This is a genomic window from Sphingomonas sp. ABOLG (assembly GCF_003950435.1).
GTDB classification, from domain to species: Bacteria; Pseudomonadota; Alphaproteobacteria; order Sphingomonadales; family Sphingomonadaceae; genus Sphingomonas; species Sphingomonas panaciterrae.
The window spans coordinates 1-19,222 of the sequence record NZ_QQWW01000005.1 but is presented as its reverse complement, the minus strand read 5'-3'; the positions used below and the strand labels follow the sequence as shown (position 1 = coordinate 19,222).

At 66.0% G+C, this 19,222-nt stretch carries 22 protein-coding genes and 1 tRNA gene; 12 read left to right on the top strand and 11 right to left on the bottom strand.

Annotated features, from left to right (window positions below; genetic code table 11):
* Positions 1 to 35: 35 nt before the first annotated feature.
* Positions 36 to 647 carry an HAD family phosphatase gene (locus tag CA236_RS07280; RefSeq protein WP_125945108.1) on the bottom strand — a complete coding sequence of 204 codons (612 nt, stop codon included), beginning with the start codon at positions 645 to 647 and terminating at the stop codon, positions 36 to 38.
* 5 nt (positions 648 to 652) lie between these two features.
* Positions 653 to 778, bottom strand: a complete 126-nt coding sequence (gene ykgO / locus CA236_RS07275; RefSeq protein ID WP_003046794.1) for a type B 50S ribosomal protein L36 — start codon at positions 776 to 778, stop codon at positions 653 to 655.
* Positions 779 to 910: 132 nt separating this feature from the next.
* Between ykgO and CA236_RS07270 the strand changes: the two genes are divergently transcribed.
* The 4 genes from CA236_RS07270 to CA236_RS07255 all read left to right on the top strand — a co-directional run bounded on the left by CA236_RS07270 (position 911) and on the right by CA236_RS07255 (position 4,114).
* On the top strand, positions 911 to 1,510 hold the full coding sequence (locus CA236_RS07270; RefSeq protein WP_125945107.1) for a DUF4136 domain-containing protein: 600 nt from the start codon (positions 911 to 913) through the stop codon (positions 1,508 to 1,510).
* Positions 1,507 to 2,616, top strand: a complete 1,110-nt coding sequence (locus tag CA236_RS07265; RefSeq protein WP_125945106.1) for a M14-type cytosolic carboxypeptidase — start codon at positions 1,507 to 1,509, stop codon at positions 2,614 to 2,616. Before CA236_RS07270 ends, CA236_RS07265 begins: the two co-directional genes overlap by 4 nt.
* Positions 2,613 to 3,071 carry a GNAT family N-acetyltransferase gene (locus CA236_RS07260; RefSeq protein WP_125945105.1) on the top strand — a complete coding sequence of 153 codons (459 nt, stop codon included), beginning with the start codon at positions 2,613 to 2,615 and terminating at the stop codon, positions 3,069 to 3,071. The genes CA236_RS07265 and CA236_RS07260 overlap by 4 nt, the downstream gene beginning before the upstream one ends.
* A 143-nt stretch (positions 3,072 to 3,214) precedes the next feature.
* A complete protein-coding gene (locus tag CA236_RS07255) occupies positions 3,215 to 4,114 on the top strand; it encodes a MipA/OmpV family protein (RefSeq protein ID WP_125945104.1) in 900 nt (299 codons plus the stop codon).
* A gap of 40 nt (positions 4,115 to 4,154) precedes the next feature.
* Here the strand turns inward: CA236_RS07255 and CA236_RS07250 are convergent, their stop codons facing one another.
* Positions 4,155 to 4,928, bottom strand: a complete 774-nt coding sequence (locus tag CA236_RS07250; protein ID WP_125945103.1) for a hypothetical protein — start codon at positions 4,926 to 4,928, stop codon at positions 4,155 to 4,157.
* A 131-nt stretch (positions 4,929 to 5,059) separates the two neighbouring features.
* On the opposite strand from CA236_RS07250, the gene CA236_RS07245 reads away from it, so the two are divergent.
* The 3 genes from CA236_RS07245 to CA236_RS19250 are packed head-to-tail and all read left to right on the top strand — an operon-like array spanning position 5,060 to position 7,459.
* Positions 5,060 to 5,953 carry a dienelactone hydrolase family protein gene (locus tag CA236_RS07245; RefSeq protein WP_125945102.1) on the top strand — a complete coding sequence of 298 codons (894 nt, stop codon included), beginning with the start codon at positions 5,060 to 5,062 and terminating at the stop codon, positions 5,951 to 5,953.
* 30 nt (positions 5,954 to 5,983) lie between these two features.
* Positions 5,984 to 6,613: a glutathione S-transferase family protein gene (locus CA236_RS07240; RefSeq protein ID WP_125945101.1), complete on the top strand. Its 630-nt coding sequence runs from the start codon at positions 5,984 to 5,986 to the stop codon at positions 6,611 to 6,613.
* Positions 6,614 to 6,652: 39 nt separating this feature from the next.
* Positions 6,653 to 7,459 (top strand): energy transducer TonB, encoded by an 807-nt coding sequence (locus CA236_RS19250; protein ID WP_125945100.1) that lies wholly within the window; start codon positions 6,653 to 6,655, stop codon positions 7,457 to 7,459.
* 36 nt (positions 7,460 to 7,495) lie between these two features.
* Here the strand turns inward: CA236_RS19250 and CA236_RS07230 are convergent, their stop codons facing one another.
* The 3 genes from CA236_RS07230 to CA236_RS07220 all read right to left on the bottom strand — a co-directional run bounded on the left by CA236_RS07230 (position 7,496) and on the right by CA236_RS07220 (position 9,872).
* Entirely contained in the window at positions 7,496 to 7,930 is a 435-nt protein-coding gene (locus tag CA236_RS07230; RefSeq protein ID WP_206430526.1) for an NUDIX domain-containing protein, read from the bottom strand.
* Positions 7,931 to 7,969: 39 nt separating this feature from the next.
* Complete coding sequence (locus tag CA236_RS07225; RefSeq protein ID WP_046409037.1) at positions 7,970 to 9,355, bottom strand: DEAD/DEAH box helicase; 1,386 nt, start codon at positions 9,353 to 9,355, stop codon at positions 7,970 to 7,972.
* Between the two features lie 103 nt (positions 9,356 to 9,458).
* Positions 9,459 to 9,872, bottom strand: a complete 414-nt coding sequence (locus CA236_RS07220) for a hypothetical protein (protein WP_125945098.1) — start codon at positions 9,870 to 9,872, stop codon at positions 9,459 to 9,461.
* Positions 9,873 to 9,949: 77 nt separating this feature from the next.
* Between CA236_RS07220 and CA236_RS07215 the strand changes: the two genes are divergently transcribed.
* Together CA236_RS07215 and CA236_RS07210 are read left to right on the top strand one after the other, a co-directional pair.
* Complete coding sequence (locus tag CA236_RS07215) at positions 9,950 to 11,422, top strand: FAD-binding oxidoreductase (RefSeq protein ID WP_241212558.1); 1,473 nt, start codon at positions 9,950 to 9,952, stop codon at positions 11,420 to 11,422.
* A 54-nt stretch (positions 11,423 to 11,476) separates the two neighbouring features.
* Positions 11,477 to 12,241 (top strand): SapC family protein, encoded by a 765-nt coding sequence (locus tag CA236_RS07210; RefSeq protein WP_046409035.1) that lies wholly within the window; start codon positions 11,477 to 11,479, stop codon positions 12,239 to 12,241.
* A gap of 252 nt (positions 12,242 to 12,493) precedes the next feature.
* On the opposite strand, the gene CA236_RS07205 is transcribed toward CA236_RS07210, so the two are convergent.
* Positions 12,494 to 13,327, bottom strand: a complete 834-nt coding sequence (locus CA236_RS07205; protein WP_046409034.1) for an N-formylglutamate amidohydrolase — start codon at positions 13,325 to 13,327, stop codon at positions 12,494 to 12,496.
* 121 nt (positions 13,328 to 13,448) lie between these two features.
* On the opposite strand from CA236_RS07205, the gene CA236_RS07200 reads away from it, so the two are divergent.
* Positions 13,449 to 13,826 (top strand): response regulator, encoded by a 378-nt coding sequence (locus tag CA236_RS07200; RefSeq protein ID WP_125945097.1) that lies wholly within the window; start codon positions 13,449 to 13,451, stop codon positions 13,824 to 13,826.
* 49 nt (positions 13,827 to 13,875) lie between these two features.
* Positions 13,876 to 13,950, top strand: a tRNA-Val gene (locus CA236_RS07195).
* 129 nt (positions 13,951 to 14,079) lie between these two features.
* Here CA236_RS07195 and CA236_RS07190 read toward each other — a convergent pair.
* The 4 genes from CA236_RS07190 to CA236_RS07180 form a co-directional block, all read right to left on the bottom strand.
* A complete protein-coding gene (locus CA236_RS07190) occupies positions 14,080 to 14,733 on the bottom strand; it encodes a hypothetical protein (RefSeq protein ID WP_164518891.1) in 654 nt (217 codons plus the stop codon).
* 121 nt (positions 14,734 to 14,854) lie between these two features.
* Positions 14,855 to 15,022, bottom strand: a complete 168-nt coding sequence (locus CA236_RS18740; protein WP_164518890.1) for a hypothetical protein — start codon at positions 15,020 to 15,022, stop codon at positions 14,855 to 14,857.
* Between the two features lie 32 nt (positions 15,023 to 15,054).
* Entirely contained in the window at positions 15,055 to 16,188 is a 1,134-nt protein-coding gene (locus CA236_RS07185; protein ID WP_241212557.1) for a hypothetical protein, read from the bottom strand.
* Positions 16,189 to 16,822: 634 nt separating this feature from the next.
* Positions 16,823 to 18,241: an AAA family ATPase gene (locus tag CA236_RS07180; protein WP_125945094.1), complete on the bottom strand. Its 1,419-nt coding sequence runs from the start codon at positions 18,239 to 18,241 to the stop codon at positions 16,823 to 16,825.
* A gap of 300 nt (positions 18,242 to 18,541) precedes the next feature.
* Between CA236_RS07180 and CA236_RS07175 the strand changes: the two genes are divergently transcribed.
* Positions 18,542 to 18,934, top strand: a complete 393-nt coding sequence (locus CA236_RS07175) for a hypothetical protein (protein ID WP_125945093.1) — start codon at positions 18,542 to 18,544, stop codon at positions 18,932 to 18,934.
* The last annotated feature ends 288 nt before the right edge of the window (positions 18,935 to 19,222 follow it).

Here is a 19,222-nt window from a genome sequence, read left to right as displayed (position 1 = left end):
GCGCCGGTTACCGGCACTTGGCGATCACGGCGTGACTAGGGAAGCAGCCCCTGGCGCGTCAGTTCGGGGAGCAGCGTCGCGGCATCGGTAAACAGCACGGCGTGCATCCCGATGCCCGCCGCGGCATCGACATTGTCCTGTCGGTCGTCAACGAACAGCGCCTCGTCCGGCTTCAGCCCGAACCGATCCAGCGCCAGATGGTAGATCGCCGGGTCCGGTTTCACCAGCTTCTCCGTGCCGGATACGACGATGTCGCGGAACCGGTCGAACATCGCCGCCTCCCGTTCACGGAAGGGCGCGAAGAATTCGTCGCTGAAATTGGTGATCGCGAACAGCGGCACGCCCGCTTCGTCCAGCGCGGCGACCAGTCCCGGCATGCCGTCGATCGGCCCGGGGATCTGCTCCGAAAAGCGCGGTCCCCATTGCGCGATCAGATCGGCATGATCCGGGAATTGCGCGCACAGCTCCGCAGACGTCTCGGCAAACGGGCGGCCGGCGTCATGCTGGAAATGCCACTCCTTGGAGCAGACATCACGCAGAAATACGTCCAGCGCCTCATCATCGGTGATGAGGCGCCGGTAGAGGACCTTGGGGTCCCAATCGTACAGGACGTTGCCGATGTCGAAGACAACGGCAATCGGCCGCATTCGAATCAGCCCTGGCGGGCCTTAAAGCGGCGATTCGTCTTGTTGATGACATAGGTCCGGCCGCGACGACGGATGACGCGGTTGTCGCGGTGGCGGTCCTTGAGCGACTTCAGGCTGTTGCGGATCTTCATGGCGGATTCGCTTCTATAAATGGGCGTGTCTGGAAAGCGTGGCCGCCTAGTGCCTGGCCCCTTGCAAGTCAAGCCGGAGCCGGGGATCACGCGATGCGTTGTAGCAGCGTAACGACAGTGGGGAGAACGCAAATGCGCAAGATCATGATCGCCGCGGGGCTCGCCGCGGCCCTCTCCGGCTGTGCCACCGGGCCGACTCGCTTTCCGGTCCAGGCCACGCGCTATCATTTCGACGCCATGACCGATCGCGGCACGATCGCGGTCGAGCCGCTGACCGGCAGCGGCACCGCCAGCATCGAGTACAAGACCTATGCCGCCGCGGTGCAGACCGAATTGCTGCGCCTCGGCTTCACCGCCCCGCCCCCCGGCCAGACGCCGCAATTCCTTGCCACGGTGTCGTTCAGCCGCGCTCCGGGCATGCTGCCCCCGCGCCGCTCGCCGGTCTCGATCGGGCTGGGGGGCGGCGGCATCAGCGGCGGGCGCGGCGGCGGCGTCGGCCTTGGCGGCGGGGTCAGCTTCCCGGTCGGCGGCAGCGGCGCGCACGAAGGCGTGGTGACCGAATTGTCGGTACGTATCCGCCGCGGCCCCGATGCCGTGTGGGAGGGGCAGGCCCAGTCGCTGACCGACCTCGCCTCCCCTGATGCCGACACCCCGGCGATTGCCGCCCGGCTGGCCCGCGCGCTCTTCTCCGGCTTTCCCGGCGACAGCGGGCGCACTATCGAGGTGCCATGACCCTCAGCATCAACGCCGCCTTCGACAGCGGCAACATTCGTCTCGTCGGGATTCAAGGCGATCGTGTCGATCTGGAGATCGTCCGCGACGCCGAGTCCGATTTCTACCAGTGGTTCTATTTCCGCGTCGCCGGAGCGGCCGGGCGCCGCCTGACGTTCCGCATCCTGAACGCGGGCGGCTCCGCCTATCCGTTCGGCTGGCCCGGTTACCGCGCGCGCGCCTCGACCGATCGGCAGGCGTGGCGCACGGTCGACACGCGCTATGCCGATGGCGTGCTTGAATTCGACTGGACCGGCGACGCGCAGGTCGTCTGGTTCGCGTATTTCGCGCCCTACACGATGGAACGGCACGCCGATCTGGTCGCGCGCATCGCCGCGCGGCCCGGCGTCACCCATCGCGAGCTGGGCGTCACGCTGGACGGCCAGGCAATCGACTATTTCCGCCTCGGCACCGGCAAGACGCAGGTCTGGCTCTATGCCCGCCAGCATCCCGGCGAATCGATGGCCGAATATTGGATGGACGGCGCGCTCGACTGGCTGACCAGCCCGGCGGCGGCGCGGCTGCTGTCGGCTGCGACGGTGCATGTCGTGCCCAACATGAACCCGGACGGCACGCGCCGCGGCCATCTGCGCACCAATGCAGCCGGGGTGAACCTCAACCGCGAATGGCACACCCCGACGCTGGAGCGCAGCCCGGAGGTCTATCATGTCCTCGCCGCGATGGACGAAACGGGCGTCGATTTCGCGATGGACGTGCACGGCGACGAAGCGATCGCCGCCAATTTCATCGCCGGGTTCGAAGGCATCCCGTCGCTCAAGCCCGAACAGGGTGATGCCTTTGTCGAATTCGGCCGGCGCCTGGCGGCGCACACGCCCGATTTCCAGACCGAGCTTGGCTATGAGCGCGCCCAGCCCGGCCGCGCCAATCTCTCGATGTCCACCAACCAGCTCGCCGAGCGGTTCGGCGCGGTCAGCATCACGCTGGAAATGCCCTTCAAGGATCACGACGCCAACCCCGATCCCGAGTTCGCCTGGTCGCCCGAGCGGTCGGCACGCCTCGGCGTGGCGTGCCTCGAGGTGCTGGACGAAATGATCGCGGGGCGATGATGGAATTGCGCGAGGGCGGGCTGGACGATCCGCGCGTCCTCGCGCTGGTGGCGCATCATCAGGCGGAGGCGCACGCCTCGACGCCGTTGGAAAACGCCCATGCGATGAACGTCGACGGCCTGCGTCATGCCGACATCAGCTTCTGGGGATTGTGGGAGGGCGAGGATCTGCTCGGCATTGCCGCCCTGCGCGCGCTGGCGAGCGACCATGGCGAGATCAAGTCGATGCGGACCGCGCCGGTCCACCTGCGTCGCGGCGTTGCGCGCACGCTGCTGACGCACCTGATCGCGCTTGCCCGCACCCGTGGCTACACACGCGTCAGCCTGGAAACCGGCACCGCGCCGATGTTCGAAGCCGCCAACCGCATGTACGAGGCCGCCGGCTTCACCGATGGCCCGCCCTTCGGCGGCTATCCCGAAAGCCCGCACAACCGCTTCATGACCCTGTCATTATAGCCATGCTGCCGCGCCGGGCACGGTCCGGCGGTGGATAAGCGATTGTCTTTGCATCGCGATCATTTAGTTTGCGCACAACTTACCGAGGCCGTTCGTACCGCCTGCTTGCTGGCGCGGGCGCTCGGCCAGCGAGAGGATTGCTGATGCGCTCATTCCCCGCCGCCGCCGCGCTTGCCCTTGGCGCCACCGCCTTTGCACTTCCCGCGGCCGTTCAGGCCCAGGCGCCGGTACAGACCTCGCCCATCGTCGAGGCGCCGCCGCTGAACACGACGCCGGGCGACCCGCCCCCCGGCCGGCCGCCTGCCCTGCCCGGCGCCGACGGCTGGAGCATGACGATCGGCGTCGCCCCGGTGCTCAGCCCCGTCTGGCAGGGCTCGCGCGACACGGCGCTGTCGCTCTTCCCGGACCTCCGCTTCAACTACAAGGACGTGATCTTCGCCTCGATCCCCGAGGGACTGGGCTGGAATGCGATCAACACCGACGGCTGGCGCGCTGGCCCGCTGGCCAAGATCCGCTTCGGTCGCGACGAGGAACGCGGCGGATCGCCCTTCCTCATCACCGGCGGCAGCGACGCCCTGCTGGGCCTTGGCGACGTGAGCGCGGCGGCCGAAGTCGGCGCCTTTGCCGAAAAGCGCTTCGGTCCGTGGCGCGGCCGGCTGGAGGCACGACGCGGCTTTGGCGGGCACGAAGGCGTGCTCGTCGACGGCTCGATCGCCTATCAGGCACGCCTCGGCCGCACGAGCATCAGCTTCGGCCCGCGCGCGACGGTCGCCAGCGCGGATTACATGCGCACCTATTTCGGGATCGATCCGGCGCAGTCGCAGCGTTCCGGCCTGGCGCCCTATCGGCCGGGTGGCGGGCTCTTGTCGTTCGGCGTCGGCAGCTCGGTCGTCCACCCGCTCGATCGGCGCAGCGTGCTGACGCTGTTCAGCGGCCTTGATCGGCTCGGCGGCGAACCCGGCGATTCCCCCTTGGTGCGCGAGCGCGGGCGGCGGATGCAGTTCACGCTGGGGCTTGGTTACGGCTTCCGCTTCGGCCTGTGATGAGTGGCCTGTGATGAGCCTCCTGTGACGAGGGCCGCGATCAGCGGGCGCGCCGTGCGCCCGCGATCGCCCCGCCGATGATCAGGACGGCGGCCACCGCGACACCGCCTGCGACCAGCGAGGATTGCTGCCCGCCAGCGGCAAAGATCGCCGCCAGCGCCCACAGGAACACCGCGGCATAGGGCAGGTTGCCGCGCCCGCGCACCAGCGCCGTCGCGCCGATTGCGCCCGCCACCACTACGATGATCGCGCCGATCACCGGTGCCGATTCGCCTGCTTCGACTCCATGGTAGCGCAGCGCGGCGGCGATGTTCACGGTCGTCGCCACCGTCAGCCACGCGGCCAGCGCGCAAAGCGGCAGATACGCCAGCCAGCGCTCACCCGTGGTCAGCTGCCGGGCAGAGGACAATGTGCGATAGCAGACCAGGAGACACAAAAGCGTCGCGCCGATGATCACCACCGAAATCGCGCTCAGGCCGAACACCTGCGTATAGGCCGCCCAGAGCGCATTGCCGAGGAACGCGCCCGCCGCAGGCCAGCGCAGCCGCTCGATCAGCGGGTTGTTTCGCTGCGCCGGCAGTGCCTGGTAAATCGCGAACAGCGTCGACCCGGTATAGAGCGCGCCCCAGATCGAGAATGCCCAGCCCGCTGGCGTGATGATCGTTCGCACCGAATCCGATTGCGATCCGATCGGCTCGCCAATGCCGAGCGCCGGCATCACCGGTGTCAGGATCTGCAGCGCGGCGGCGATCAGGACGGCGATCACGGCCGTGTTGACGGTGCTTCCGGCACCGGGATGAGAACGGGTAGCCATGTCGCCGTAACGATCCCGGCCCAAACTCGTTGCACGTCCGATTCGATGACGCCCGGCGCGCGCTCGCCTCGACTGCCGCTTCCCGCTAGCCTGCGGCGTCGCGCCTACCGGCGCCGATTCGGGGGAAAGCCATGACCGATCCGTCCCTTCGCGACCGCGCCGTCCAGCTCTATGACGCCTTCACCCATGAGCATCGCGATCGGCGCACCTTGCTGCGCCAGATGACCGCGCTGGCCGGCTCCGCCGTCGCGGCCGAGGCGCTGATTGCCGGCATCGCCGCCTCACCCGCGGCCGCAACGATCATCGACCCGGCCGATCCGCGCCTGCTGACCGAGATGCGCATGGGGACGCAGGCTGACAAGCCGGCTCGAGCCTATGTCGCCATGCTGAAGGACCCAGCCACCGGAAGGCCTGCCGCGGCGAAGCGCGGCGTGGTTCTGGTGATTCATGAAAATCGCGGGCTCACGCCGCACATCCAGGATGTCACCCGCCGGCTCGCGCTTGACGGCTTCCTCGCCGTCGCGCCCGATCTGCTCGCGCCGCAGGGCGGAACGCCCGCTGATGAGGACAAGGCGCGCGAGATGATCGGCACGGTCGATTATGATCTGGCGCTGGCGCAGGCGCGCGGCTTTGCCGATGAGCTGCGCACCCTGCCGCAATCGACGGGCAAGGTCGGCATGATCGGCTTTTGCTGGGGCGGCGCGTTCGTCAACCGCATGGCGCTGGCCGGGGGGATCGACGCCGGCGTCTCTTACTACGGCCCCGCCCCAGCCCCGGCCGAGGCGGCGCGCGTCACCATCCCGCTGATGTTCCATTATGCGGAAAAGGACACCCGTGTCGCGCAGACCGGCGATCCCTGGGTTGCGGCGCTGAAGGCAGCGGGCAAGCCGGTACAGGCCTTCACCTATCCCGGCGTCGATCACGCCTTCAATAACGACACCTCCGCCGCGCGCTACGACAAGGCGGCGGCCGATCTCGCCTGGCAGCGCAGCACCGCCTTTCTCCACCGCTATCTGGATCGCTGACGCCCGCCAATCTCACGGGGAGCAGACACGATGGCCGATGATCTGATCTTCTACACCAATCCCATGTCGCGCGGGCGCATTGCCCGCTGGATGCTGGAGGAGGTCGGCACACCCTATGCGGTGCGGCTGGTCGACTGGGGGGACAAGCCCGCCGATTTCCTCGCCGCCAATCCGATGGGAAAGGTGCCGACGCTCGTTCACCACGGCCGCGTGGTCAGCGAGGCGGCGGCGATCATCGCCTATCTCGCCGACAGCTTCCCCGCCGCCGGCCTTGCCCCCACGGCGGAGGAACGGGCGGATTATTACCGCTGGCTATTCTTCGCCGCTGGCCCGCTGGAGGCAGCCAGCACCGATCTCGCCATGGGCGTGGTCCCCACACCGCAGCAGCAGGTCATGCTCGGCTATGGCAGCATCGACCGGGTGGTGAGCGCGCTGCGCACCGCCGTCGGCGCGCATGATTATATCGCCGGCGATCGCTTCACCGCCGCCGATGTCTATGTCGGCAGCCATATCGACTGGGGGCGGCAGACCGGGGCGCTGCCTGATGACCCCGCGTTCACCCGCTACCTCGATCGGGTAATGGCGCGTCCCGCCGCAATCCGCGCGCGGACGCTCGACGATGCGCTCGCGGCACAGATCGCGCCGCACTCCGGCGACTGAGCCAGCAGCCGTTCAGCGATCCCGTGCGTTGTGCCGCGCATGGCCTATGGCACGATCGATCGGCAGCGGCTGACGCGGGAGCGCGTGATTGGCGCGGGCGCCGCGATCATCGTGCAACTCGCGCTCGGCTATGCGCTGATCACTGGCCTCGCCGTGTCGTTCCCGACAGCCGTCGAGAATGGGCTGAAGCTGTTCACCGCCGAACCGACGCCGCCACCACCACCGCCGCCACCTGTGCCCCCGCCGCCGCGCCCGACGGTCGCCCGTCCGGAGGGCCGCGCCTCCGCGCCCAACCTGCGCAGCCGCGCCGCGCCCGTCGCCGCCCCGACGCCGATCGTCGTGACACCCCCGCCGCCGCCGCCCGTGGTCGCCGCCCCGCGGCCCTATGTGGCCAATGATTTCATGTCCGGCTCGGCCGACGTCCGTGGCCCCGGCACGGGCGCTGGAGGCAGCGGCGACGGATTTGGCAGCGGCGGGGCGGGTGATGGCGATGGCAGCGGCGGCGGATCGCCGGAAACCGCGCCCCGCTTCCTGCGCGGCCGTATGAGTACGTCCGACCTGCCGGAGGCGCTGTTCGTCTCGGGGTTCAATGGCACAGTCGGGGTGCGCTACCTCGTCACCACCGACGGGCGCGTGCGCGACTGTGTGGTCACCCGGTCGAGCGGCAACGCCACCGTCGATGCGATCACGTGCCGCCTGATCCGCGAGCGCTTCCGCTTCCGCCCCTCGCTCGATGGCGACGGGCGCCCGGTGAACGCCTGGATCGTCGAAAACCATAGCTGGGAGGTGGAGGCGGACACGGTCGAGGAGACGGAGACTGTCCGCCGCCGGCGCCTGCGCTGGTAACCGGGAAGTGGTCGGGCCGGTGTTCGCGCGACGCTACTACCAGCGGCCGATGCCATACGCCCCTGCGCGATGCTCGTCGATCCGCCGCCGCGTCGCCGGGGAGGTGCCGTCGGGCAGCGCATCGAGCGCAAACCAGCCTGCCTCCGCAATCTCGCGTCGGTCCGCCGCACGCAGCGCCGCCGGGTCATCCACCACGCAGCGATATACGACGACATGATCGTCCTTTGCTTCGCCGCGGTTGTGATACGCTCCTAGCAGCCCCGCGATCGTGACCGCGCGCAGCCCGACCTCCTCGATCAGCTCGCGTCGGATCGCCGCATCGGCGCTTTCTCCGCGATCTACCCCGCCACCGGGCAGATACCATCCGTCGATATAATGATGGCGGACCAGCGCCACCCGTCCGGCAGGGTCAAGCACCAGCGCGCGAACGCCAAAGGTTCGCGGGCGGACGATCCGTGCGTAAAGTCGCATGGCGCGTCCGGCAGCCCGGTAGCGCCAGGCCACCATCGGTCAGGAGCCGAGCGACACGCTCAGGAAGGCCGGAACCGGGCCGTTCCACCCCGAATCCGATCCGGCATCGCTGTCGATCCGGCTGTCCTGACGCTGCGGCTGCGCCCGGCGGCTGCGCTCGGGCGCGCGCTCCTGCTCGCGCGGGGGCTGCGGCGCGCGGGCGACAGGCGCTTCCGCCTCGCGCTCTGGCACCGGCCGTTCGTCGCGCCGGCGATCGCTGCCCTGGCGCCGCGCACGCGGCGGCCGGCCCTGCTCCTCGGCCTCCACCACGACGGTGCGACGCTGGATCTTCTGGCCGGTAAGCTTCTCGATATTCTCGATATTCTCGGCGTCGTCCGGGCCAACGAGCGTATAGGCGATTCCAGTCGCCCCACCGCGCCCGGTACGCCCGATACGATGGACGTAATCGTCCGGGTGCCAGGGCGCGTCGAAGTTGAAGACGTGGCTGACACCCTTGATGTCCAGCCCGCGGGCCGCGACGTCGGAGGCGACCAGGATGTTGATATCGCCGGCCTTGAACCGCTCCAGCTCCGCGATCCGCGCCGGCTGTTCCATGTCGCCATGGATTTCGCCCGCCGCAAAACCGTGTTTCTTCAGGCTCTTGTTCAGCTCCCGCACGGTCGTCTTGCGGTTGCAGAAGATGATCGCGGTGGTCACGGCCTCTTCACGCAGCAACTGGCGAAGCACCGCCCTTTTCTCGAACGCCGCGCCCTTCACCGGCACCACCCATTGGGTGATGTTGATGTTGGTGCTCGCCGGCCGGGCGACCTCGATCGTCTTGGGATTGCTGAGGAACTTGTCCGCCAGCTTCTTGATCGGCGGCGGCATCGTTGCCGAAAACAGCAACGTTTGGCGCTGCTTGGGCAATTTGGTGCAGATTTCCTCGATATCGGGGATGAACCCCATGTCGAGCATCCGGTCCGCCTCGTCGATCACCAGCATGCTGCAACCGTTGAGCAGGATCTTGCCGCGGCTGAACAGGTCCATCAAACGGCCCGGCGTCGCGATCAGCACGTCGACGCCGCGTTCCAGCGCCTTGACCTGGTCGCCCATCTGCACGCCGCCGATCAGCAGCGCCATCGATAGCTTGTGATACTTGCCGTAGATTTCGAAATTCTCGGCGACCTGCGCGGCCAGCTCGCGCGTCGGCTCCAGGATCAGGCTGCGCGGCATCAGCGCGCGCGCGCGGCCATGTGCCAGAATGTCGATCATCGGCAGCACGAACGACGCGGTCTTGCCGGTGCCGGTCTGCGCGATCCCGATGATGTCGCGCATCATCAACACGCTGGGGATGGCGGACGCCTGGATCGGAGTCGGGTCGGTATAACCCGTATCGCCGACGGCGCGGAGGAGTTCTTCTGACAAGCCGAGGTCGGCGAAGCTCATGGCAATCCTGAAAAGAAGGCGCGTCGATGCTGCCCTTTTATCGTGCGGGCGAGACGCGATTGTGCCTTCGATGTCAAGGTAGCGCGGTGCGCAAGGTCGCTTTTTAGGACGGATTCTTCGGGATCAGCAGCCGAAAGCGACTTATTTCACACTGTCGGCCCGATCGGGTGCGCAACACGTCGCGCCGGGCGCAGAACTTTCCGTCCTTGGAACGCTTCAGGTAGAAGCCGCCGTAGAAATTCAGTGTCGGGCAATCACGGTCGAGCTTGGCGCGCAGCCGGCGCCCGTCAGTGACGATCAGGTCGATGTCGCCGTCAGGGGAGATGCTGGCGCTCGCCAGCCGGTCCATCGGCACGCATTTGGGCGCCTTCTTCTCCTCCCAGGTGACCGGCGCGGCGCGCTGCGCCCGCGACGGCCCGGGCAGCCGCGGGATGCGAATGATGATCCGCTCGCGAGTCGACAGCTGCGCATAGCGCTCGTCCGCCGGCCCGGCAGCGATTGCCAGGGGCGCAGCCATGAGCAGCGGAAGCATGGGGCAGGCGCGGATCAGCATGGATAGGCCCCCGTCGCTGCCCATCGAAGTTTGAACCCTTGATGAATTCGCGCGATGAAGCGGCGATGACCCCGCGCCAGACCCGCCTCATACAATCGCTCGCCGATACCCTGCCCGATCGCGCGATCGTCACTGATCGCACCGATATCGCACCGTGGGAAACCGACTGGCGGCAGCGGTGGCACGGCACGGCGCCGATCCTGTTTGCGCCTGACAGCGTGGCGCAGGTGCAGGCGATCGTCGCCGCGGCGGGCCGTGAGCGGGTGCCGTTGGTGCCGCAGGGCGGCAACACCTCGATGGTGGGCGGCGCCACCCCGCCCGCAGATGGCACCGCGGTGATCCTGTCGCTGCGGCGCCTCAACCGGATTCGCTCGATCGACGCCAATGCCGGGCTGGCGATCGTCGAGGCTGGCGTGATCCTCGCTGATCTCCATGCCGCGGCAGCAGCGGTGGGTCGTCGCTTCCCGCTGACCCTCGGCAGCCGCGGCTCCGCGACGATCGGCGGGCTGGTCTCCACTAACGCCGGGGGTACCCAGGTGCTGCGCTGGGGCACGATGCGCGGGCTTGTGGCCGGGGTGGAGGCGGTGCTGGCGGATGGCAGTCTTTATGACGGTCTCGCTGCGTTGAAAAAGGACAATCGTGGCTATGATCCGAACCAGCTGCTGATCGGCGCCGAGGGCACGCTCGGCATCGTCACGGCCGCAACGCTTCGCCTTGCCCCGGCAATTGCCAGCCGGGCGGTCGGCTGGATCGGCCTTGCCAGCCCCGACGACGCGCTGCGCCTTTTGCGGCGCTTCCAGGCGGCGGGCGATCTGGTCGAAAGCTTCGAGCTCTTGCCTGCCGAATCCCTTGCGGCAGTACTGGCGCATGTTCCCGGTGCCCGCGCGCCGCTTGCCGGCGAGCATCGCTGGCACGTGCTGGTGGAGGCGGTAATCAGCGATCCCGACGCCCCCTCGCCTGCGCAGTTCATCGAGCGCGTGCTGGTCCAGGCGATCGCCGAGAACATGGTCGAGGATGCGACCATCGCCGTGAACGAGGCGCAGGCGGAGGCATTCTGGCGCATCCGCGATTCCATCTCGGACGCCGAACGCGCCACCGGGCCAGCCGCGCAGCACGACATATCGGTGCCGGTGGAGGCCATGCCCCGCTTCCTGATCGAGGCGGCGGCGGCGTGCGAAGCGCGCTTCCCCGGCACCCGCGCCAGCGGTTTCGGCCACCTGGGCGACGGCAACGTCCATTTCCACGTCCGTGCGCCACGGGGCGCCGATCGCGCAACATGGCTGGCCGAGGAAGCACCCGTCGTCACCCGCTTCGTCGACGATCTCGTGGTCGCGGCGGGCGGCTCGATCTCCGCCGAACATGGTATCGGCCAGATGAAGCTTGCCGAACTGGAACGCCTGTCGCCGCCGCCGCGCATGGCGATGCTGCGCGCGATCAAGCAGGCGCTTGATCCGCATGGCATCTTCAACCCGGGCAAACTGGTGGCGCTTGCGCCCGGCGCGGTGGCCGAATAGGGGCCGAAATCGAGCTTTTTGGGTCGTACCCGCACCCGCATCTGGAGAGTAATCATGGCCAGCGCGCCGCAGCAGCTTCCGCTTTTCTACAACGGCCTCGAGCCGCTTTCGAGCGACCTGCATGCCGACTACAAGATCCGCCCGGCCGCGACCGCGCCGTTCCTGACGACGCAGCACGCCATCCCGGTGACGGTCGATGAATTCGCGCTGGTGCAGCGTTACATGCCGATCGTCTTTTCGGCCGGCGAGGATTCGATTCCGATCGCGCTGATGGGCCTGAACGAGGGCGTGAACGTGTTCGTCGATGCCGACGGCAAGCTGATCGACAACACCTTCTACGTCCCCGCCTACATCCGCCGCTATCCCTATCTCCTCGCCCGCCTGCGTCCCGACGCGGAGGAGCTGTCGCTCTGCTTCGACCCGACGTCGGACACGATCGGCCAGTTCGATGAGGGCGAGCCGCTGTTCGAGAACGGCCAGCCGAGCGACGTGACCAAGAACATCCTGGCCTTCAACGAGCAGTTCGAACAGGCCGGCGCCCGCACCGCCCAGTTCATGAACGAGCTGCGCGAATCCGAACTGCTGATGGACGGTGAAGTCTCGATCCAGCAGGAAGGGTTCGAGCAGCCGTTCGTGTATCGCGGCTTCCAGATGGTCAACGAAGAGAAGCTGCAGGGCCTGCGCGGCGACCAGCTGCGCAAGATGGTGCAGAGCGGGATGCTGCCGCTGCTGTATGCGCACCTGTTCTCGCTGTCGCTGATGCGCGAAGTGTTCGCGCGCCAGGTACAGATGGGCAAGATGCCGCAGCCGACGCTCTGACCGCGCTCGCGGCAAGCCTCCAATGAACCGGACGGGCGCGGGGACAATTCTGCGCCCGTTTGTCGTTGGGGCGCGGGCATCGCGCGACACCTTTTGCCGTATCAGCCAGGGTTCTTGAAACCGATTGCCGGTCTCTTATGTTATAAAGGTACGGTTTCCGTGTCCCCCCTTTCGCGGAACCGTATGGCACACCTTCTGGTGTGTCTCCTCCCTGAACCTTGGCCACCTCGGGCACCGCCCGGGGTGGTTTTTTTATTCGGCGGCGAGCCGCTCGGGCCCAGCGATCGCCTCATCGGCCAGCGCGTCGAGGATTTCGCGGACTAGCTGCACGATACGCCCGTGTCCCGGCCCCGCGCCGTCCATCCGGCTGTCGAGGTATAAGGAGCGATCGATCTCCAGCTGGATGGCGTGAATGCCCTGCTCGGGCGCGCCGTGCCGCTCCAGGATATATCCGCCGGCGTAAGGGACGTTGAGCGCCTGCGGCAGGTGCCCCGCTGCCACCGCCGCCTCCACCCGGTTCACGAAACGGCTGTCCGCCGATCGGCCGAAGCGGTCCCCGATCACGATCCGCGTCCGGCTGCCACGGATCGGCGGCATGGAATGAAGGTCCAACAGCACCGCCACGCCAAAACGCGCACGCGCGGCCGCCAACGCCGCCGCCAGCGCCGCGTGATAGGGGCGATGCGCCGCGTTGATCCGCGCGATCACGTCGTCGGCGCTCAGCCGCTTGCGCCACAATTCCCCCGCGGCGGTGGTGCGCCGCGGCACCAGCCCCAGCCCGCTGCGCACCTTGGCGCTCAGGTGGCCGGTACGTGCGCCATCGTCGAGCATCGGGTCGCGATCATCCTCCGCCCGGTTCAGGTCGATCCACGCGCGCGCCGCCTGCTGGATCAGCGTCGTCTCGCCGCCACGCGCGGCCATCGCCACCGAATCGATCAGCCGGTCTTCCAGCATCGTCAGCGCCGCGAACGGCACCCGCAGCGAATCGCGCACGCCCTCGGGATAGCAGCGCCCCGCGTGCGGCACCGACAGCACGACCGGGCTGGCGGGCGGCACGTCACCGTATGAGATGAAGCACGCGTCCATCGCTCACCAACCTATGGGCAGGCGGCACGTCTCGCAATGCGGGCGCACAGCGATCAACGCGCGTCTGGAAAATATTAAGCGATCTTCCCATAAGCTGCCGGTTGATCACAGGAACCCACGAATGATCCGAATTTTGCTGGCCGAGGACGACCAGGTCATGCGCGAATATCTGGCGCGTGCGCTGGAAAAGTCCGGATATGCGGTCACCGCGGTGGACCGCGGCACGGCCGCGCTGCCGCTCATCGAGGAGGAGGAATTCGACCTTCTCCTCACCGATATCGTCATGCCCGAAATGGATGGCATCGAACTGGCGCAGAAAGCCGGGGAGATCCGCCCCAAGCTGCGCGTCATGTTCATCACCGGCTTCGCCGCCGTCACGCTGAAGGCTGGCCAGGCAATGCCGCAGGCCCGTGTCCTCTCAAAGCCGTTCCACCTGCGCGATCTCGTGATGGAGGTCGATCGCATGTTCGAAGTGGGAGAATTTCAGGGTTTGAGCTGAACAGGGGTTGCGCACCCCCGGCAGCCCGGCTAATGGCGCCGCTCCCCGTGGGCGTGTAGCTCAGTGGTAGAGCACTGTGTTGACATCGCAGGGGTCGCAAGTTCAATCCTTGCCACGCCCACCATAAAAAGCCCTGCCAAGCGATCCGCTTGGCAGGGCTTTTTTGCTTTCTGTCATCAGCGTTGCGCGGGCCTGTTGCGTGCGTTTTGCGTGTCACCCAATTTCATCGCCTGTTCCAGCCTCCGCTCGCTTGTCAGGCGGGAGTGGCTTCGGAGAAGCGATCAACAAGCTCCCGCAATTCGGGAAGCGTCCTGTCACGCAGGTAGTCGGCGAACTCCTCGGCATCAGCTGCGTCGATGGTGTACATATCCTCCGTCAGTGTACCTGCATCGTCATGCGGCAGCATCATATGCACGTAGAACACTTGTGAGTGCTCGCGTCGCCGGCCGGGCTCGCAGGGGTCTTCGAATACGAGAACGGGCGCAGGCTCGATCCGCAGCAATTCAAGGGAGATTCCCTCCCGAGCGGCTTCCGCGATGACCTCGAGAGTAGCCTGCTTGATCGCACGGCGCGACGCCGAAACCTTTTCAGCCGTGGAGCGGATGGCCATGAGATGCGCAACGAACAGGTCAGACTGGACGTCGCGATCGACCGCCCGATTGCCATCTTCACCGGTGAGAGGCGTGGTGAGCTTGTACTCAATGCCGTAGTTTGGCTGGTAGCCCAGCGAAATGTCGGCTGTCCATGCGCCATTTCCGTCATGCGGAATGACCGTCAGCTGCCCGCGGTTCGTCAGGTACCTAGCTAGACCGGCTGCCTCCGCCTTGCGATAGATTGTGCGCTGGAGATCTAGGATCTGCAGCATGAGGTCGTCGGCTGGCTTCGCTTTCTGCGTCGTCTTCTTCAATTTCATCACTCCAGGTTGGTGCACCTACCCGGAGCCTTCCCTCCTCACTCCAGCTCGTTTTCTCCTGCCGAGCCGCTGGCTCGACCGCCAAAATGACTGGCGGCAGGTGCTGGATGCTATGTCAGCGCAAGGCTGACATAGCATCCAAGACTCCGATTTCGACGAACATCTCGACCTCCGCTGCCGCCGTAGGAGGGGCGGCGCGGATGCGTTCGGCGGCATCTTCGAGTGCGACCTCACGAATGCGCGCCAACGTCCATGGGCGAGCGATGTCGGCGAGAGCCCTCATCTGGGATTGCTTCAGAGCACCAGGTCCTACCTTCAGAGGAGTCGGCGGCGACCGTTTCCTCCGACTTCTGTGCTTTTTGCGCGAATGAAGGTTCCCGCCTTCTGCATGAGCTCTGCGCTCAACTCATCAAGGAGAGCGCGGACGCTTTCGAGGTATCTCGGATCTTCGGGGTCGAGCGTCGCATAGCGCTCAGTCGTTGAGTTGAGGGCCTGATGTCCCAGCGCGACGGCAAGCTGATCCTTGTCGACCCCGCGGCGCCGGAGGATGGAGGCCACGGAGTAGCGGATCAGCTTCGGACCCCATCCAATGGGGATGCCGAGTTTCGCCTGCATGGCCTGCCAAGCCTTTTTGACCGACTGGATAGGTCGCTGGTCCAGCCAATCTCCCTCGTCATCACAACGGAGGACCTCGGCACAGACGAGCCGATCGTCGGTGGCGGACAGCCAATCATCAAGCAGCTCTGTCACAGGCACGACGGCGCGGTACTTCTTGGTCTGGATTCGACCCGGCGGGTTTAGGTCAAACAACCGCTCGGCGGGATTCCACTGACCGCGTGCTCGCGAGGCCGACATGTCCATGACGGCATCAGGCCGAGCCATCGTCGAGATTGCGCCGATGAGATAGCGCCGGAGCGGAATCAGGCGGGTTGCATGAACGGCGGAGCCGTCTCCAACGCAGGTGTAATGCAGCAATTCCGCCAGCGAATCGCTGGATAGTCGATAGGTACGCTTCGGCGTGACCTCTGCCCGCGTGAGATGCTTGAGCCTCGGCACATCGGTCATTCGACGTGCGTTGAACCGGAGGGCAGCCTTGAGCTGGATGATGCTCTCCTCGGCTGTCGATTTCGCTCGCTTCTTGGGCGGCAGAGCCCGGTCATCGGCTGCGCGCCTTTGTGGGGCTATCGTGTCGATGCTGGTCGCCCAGAGACGAAAGCGGGCAAGCCACTCGTCATTGAGGATGGACGGGAGGACCGGCTCCCGCATGACGCCAATAGCGATTTCGTGATCGATGAAGCGGTTGATCAGCTTTAGGCGCGCACGAATCGCATCCGCGCTGACCCGGGTCGATCCATGGAGCGTCCAATAATCCGTCATTGCCTGGTGAACGGTGTAATCCGCTTTCTCGTCCGACGCTGGACGATGGACCGCCAGATAATGGCGGTCCAAGGCCTCGGTCGCTAGGCGAAGATCAGCCGTGCGCGTGCTGCGTCGCTGCACCCGCCCGCTATGCGGGTCGTACCAGCAGATGTATAGGTTGGGGCTGGCGGGCTTCCCGTTCTTCCCCAAGAGGCGCCCGAGGTAGAACTCGCCCCGGCAGTAGAAGTCGTCTGATCGCGGCACTGTGCGTTTTCCTTCATAATTGCACTTCGTGCCTCTCCAAGCAGGTCCACTGCTCCGACCAGCGTGAGCAGATCGAGCTCCGCTGGCTTCAGATTGATCCCTTTCTGCGTCTGGAGCGCGCGCGCGATTTTGCGATCAAGGCGCAGGATCGCTTCAGCTCCGGGCTTGGAGACGAGCTCCGTAACCGGCAGGATGCTTCCCCGCGCGATCATTGTGCATCCTCTGGGTGGCGTGTGGCTGATGACCGCATGGCGCGGCCGTCGACATCAACAATCACTGAATTTCATCCCTGACGTGGCTAGTGCCAACTCAGGATTTCTCTTCGGTATCTGGTCGGGGCCAGTCCGCCAACACCGGCAGATTGGCGATGAGCGTACGTGCGGCGCAGCGTACGCCCTTGCCGGACGGGGCTTGCTCTCCCATACGGCGACAGGTGAAAATTACGGGCATGGGCAAACCCTCATTGCTGTTCAGCCTGAGCGGAAGGCCGTTCGAGGACGTGATTTCCACATTTTTCGGGAATCAAGGCGGCGATCCGATCGTCCTGATCCCAAGCGACGAAGCGAAAGCGGCTGCCCTGTTTGGTCAGGATGCTCCGCTCGACAAGCCGATCCATATGCCAGTTCACAGCGCCCTCGCGCGCAGCGGTCTCACCACCACCATTCGCGGTCTTGACCAAAGCGCTCTCAGGGCGGCCCGCGAACTGAGTTTGGCAATGCTTCATGACGGCGCTAGCAGGAACGAGCGTTCCGGGCTTTGCATCCGGGAATAGCGCTCTGATCGCCTCCAGCACCAAGCTCGTTCCTTTCGCCCACTCGCGCACCCGTTTCTCTTCGCCAGCGACATCGTCAAAAGTCTTGCTTCGGTTGTTCTCGTCTGCAACACGGTCCTCAATTTCCTTCCGCACAGACGCCGGCGCTGGTCTCGTCACATCGATGAAGGCACCTTCGCTTTGACGAAGCAGGTAGCGCTCTTCGGTGTGCACGCCGGGAAGGCTCGCCTTGGCAACATAGACCACGACGAAGTCCTCTCGGCGTCGTTCCGGATGGTCGTTGCGGATGTGCGCTGCCTCGCGAACCTTCTGCCACTCCTGGATTAGGCGGACCTCTACCGTCATCCGGGGCGCGGTTGTCCACATGGCAGCACCGCGCAGCCGAGCGGCCGCGTTTAGGCGAGGGTCCTTGCCAATCGTGACCGACTTTGGCTGGTGCCCGATGACGGTCCAGAAGATGCCCAGAGCCTCGCACATACGACCGACATAGAAGAAGAAGTTCGTCGTCGCATGACCGTCGATGGTGTCGAAACCGGCCATGCTCGTGGCCGAGTCCATAACGACGCCGACGATCTTGTCTTCAGCGGCGGCTTGCCGATCGTTCCAGTCTTCTATGTAGCGGCGGATCTCGAGCAGGACCGGTGTGGGCTCCCATAGCCGGTCCAAGCCGAGTTGCATCAGACTGGCATTCGGATGCTGAAATTCTTCCTCGTCCATGCTGAGGAACGGCATGACGTGCAGGCGGCCACAGGTTTCCTGCGCGGTCGCATCGTCCTGACCCAGCGTATGGCGCACCACATCGCGCAGGCGACCGACGATCTGCTTGCGCGAGTCCTCGGCAGTGAGGATCAGGACGTGCCCGGTACCGTGCACTTCACGGCCGAGCCAGGTGGCTGGGCGTTGTCTGCTCGCGATGGTGGCAGCCATCCAGAGCAACAACTGCGTCTTGCCGGTGCTACCTGCACCGAACCAGACGGAGGTTCCGACCGAGGCGAGCCAACCGTCGATGCGAAACGGAACGCGCGAGGTCGCTTCGGCAAGGTCATTGCTGGCGAGCCAGTGTCCGGGCGGCGTCGTTGCATCCCACTTGAGCACGTCGTCTGCCATCCCCGCTAACCCCCTAGTACCGCCCACAATTTTGGCCTTCAGCGGGCCGTAGCGGGACGACCGGGAGGCCACAATCGCCTTTCAGCATTCAGCAGCCGTCAGCCCTATATATAGGAAAGAGAGGTCGCTGAATCTCCTCTCTTCCCATGACGTCGCCCGCTGAATGCGTGAAAGGCTGGCCCGCCCGGACGGGTAGCGAATGGATATCTGTCCCTGGACCCGCCGCCGATCTCACACGCGCACTGAGGGAGAAGATGATGAGGTACTTTTGACCAGTGGATCTGGTGAAAGGAGCAAATCATGAAGAAGCGGGTGTCGAAGCAGGCGCAAAGAGTAGCTGAGAAGGTCGACATGGCGGCACGCGTAGATGCGGCATTCGCCGAGGCGCGGCTTGCAGCGGCCGATGCCTACGAGGCTTATGCAGCCACGGTGATCCGCGACGCGAACGGACGCGAAATCGGCCCTTGGGGCCGCACGTACGTCGACGTGTTCGTTCCAAGCTATCGGTTTAGGACCGCGCTGATCGAGGCCGAAGTGATCCACAGCAGCAATCAAGGCCACTGGAGGATGAGTGATCGGCTTTGGCAGGTGAATGGATTTCCTCGTGCTCGTGGCCGAGGCCTGATCTGCGAGGCTGTCGTCGCGGTGCTCAAGCGACACTTCCCCCAAGAAAGCATCGGTACGGCCAGCTAGCACGTCCGGCAGGCCGAACTCGGGCAGGTCCGAATGTTCCACTTTTCGGACAGCGCCGCTCCGCGTCTCCCGCCAAAAGTCGGAAGATCACCTACCCGCTGTGCACTGCACCAAGCAGCCTTCCGTGCCGGTGCCGCTACCCGATGACCTGCGGGTAAGCCGTAAGCGTGGCGTGAGGACCGCAGTTTATGCGGCTTGGGCTGTTGGCTGATCTGTCTGGGGCACCCAGTTCCACGGCATCAGCTCGTCCCAGCGGGTGGCGGGCCAGTCGCCGGCGACCCTGGCGAT